The sequence below is a fragment of the Bacillus cereus group sp. BfR-BA-01356 genome (assembly GCF_022663635.1).
In the GTDB taxonomy this organism is placed as follows: Bacteria; Bacillota; Bacilli; order Bacillales; family Bacillaceae_G; genus Bacillus_A; species Bacillus_A cereus.
In genome coordinates this window covers 1-1,464 of record NZ_JAKUFX010000265.1, presented here as the reverse complement: position 1 = coordinate 1,464, position 1,464 = coordinate 1, and the positions used below count along the sequence as shown (strand labels likewise).

Genomic DNA, 1,464 nt, shown 5'->3' with positions numbered 1-1,464 from the left:
TCGAGAGATTCATAAGAAAACGTCATCCTTTCTAGTCTAGCTTTTTTAGAAAGAATAACGTTTTTTTACACTTGGGGGTAGTGAAGATTTTTAAGTTGATGGGCATGGGGTAAGACACCTAGTAATTACTTTTTATATAATACATTTGATATCAATGGAATAAATAAATTTGTCCATTATTTGCATTCGATACAAAGAATAGAAGGATATGGTGTAGTATTTTGCTTTCTAAATAAAAATTTATATTTAGGAAAAAAAATTAAATTGTCTGGAATGATTAGAACTAAATCTATTCAGGAGTACGCAGACTTATGGATAAGGGGTGAAAAGCCTAATGATTTATGGGAAATAAAATCATTAGAATGTGAGCCAATTAAAGAAAAAGAAAGTTGGAAAGAATATTCGATAATTGTAGATATCCCTATTGATGTTAAACGTCTATCTGTGGGATTAACCCTGAAAGGTGAGGGACATATATGGTTCCACAGTATGAACGTTGAAATAATAAAGGAAAAGTAGGAGGATAGAAGTATAGTATTGTAGGATTTTTTAGATTTATATGGTGATAAAATATGGAATTCACGCATAGTAAATATTTGTTATTTTAATATTGTTTCTAAATAAAAAGAGTTTTTAATTATGAAGGAGCTATTTGCAACGTTTGCGTCATGCGTGTGCCTAGATTTATCGAAAATCAGTGCATCCGTTGCATCTACAGAAACATCAGGAGAAGTTAATCTTCACTCTATCTCCTTGGAAAAATGCTGATGTCGAAAGTTTCAGAACGTATTGGGATGGAAAATATGTATGGTTCTCAATTTGATCATAGTTATAAACGTCAAGGTTGTAGTGCATCTAATGAAAAATTGTAGAAAGATTTGAATCAAACTTATTATTTATAAATAATAAGTTTGTATAAATATAGTGTTAAACATCCGTTTGCTTATAATTGAAATAAGTGAGTGGATGTTTTTCTTTAATTTAAGGTTTTGGGTGATTGTTAATTACATTTTAATTGCTTTTTATAGCATATAAGCACATCAAAAATAACAAAAAGGTATAAAATTAGTTATGGAAATTCTGTTTGTCTTCAATATTTAAAAAATTTCATAAATATAATTGGAAACAAGTTGTATAAATGTTAAAATTAAATATAAGGATTATAGGGTTTTATTGAATTTGAAATCCTTGTATTTTTTTCTTGCTTAATTTTGTAAAACTTTTGAAATAAAGTTTTACAAAAAATATTAAAATTCTTTCAGGTCTATATTAGAATTTATATGAATCTGAATTTAAGGAAGGTTTTGGGGATAATATGAGAAAAAATCAAAACTTAAAACGTTTAGGGGTCACAGCACATGCCCATCAACTTAAAAATCTTCACTACCCCCAAGTGTAAAAAAACGTTATTCTTTCTAAAAAAGCTAGACTAGAAAGGATGACGTTTTCTTATGAATCTCTCGA

The 1,464-nt window shown here is 28.1% G+C and carries 1 pseudogene; it reads left to right on the top strand.

What is annotated here, in order from left to right:
* Nucleotides 1–108 precede the first annotated feature (108 nt).
* Nucleotides 109–519 (top strand): annotated as a pseudogene (locus MR168_RS32885) (AraC family transcriptional regulator); the annotation flags it as partial.
* Nucleotides 520–1,464 lie beyond the last annotated feature (945 nt).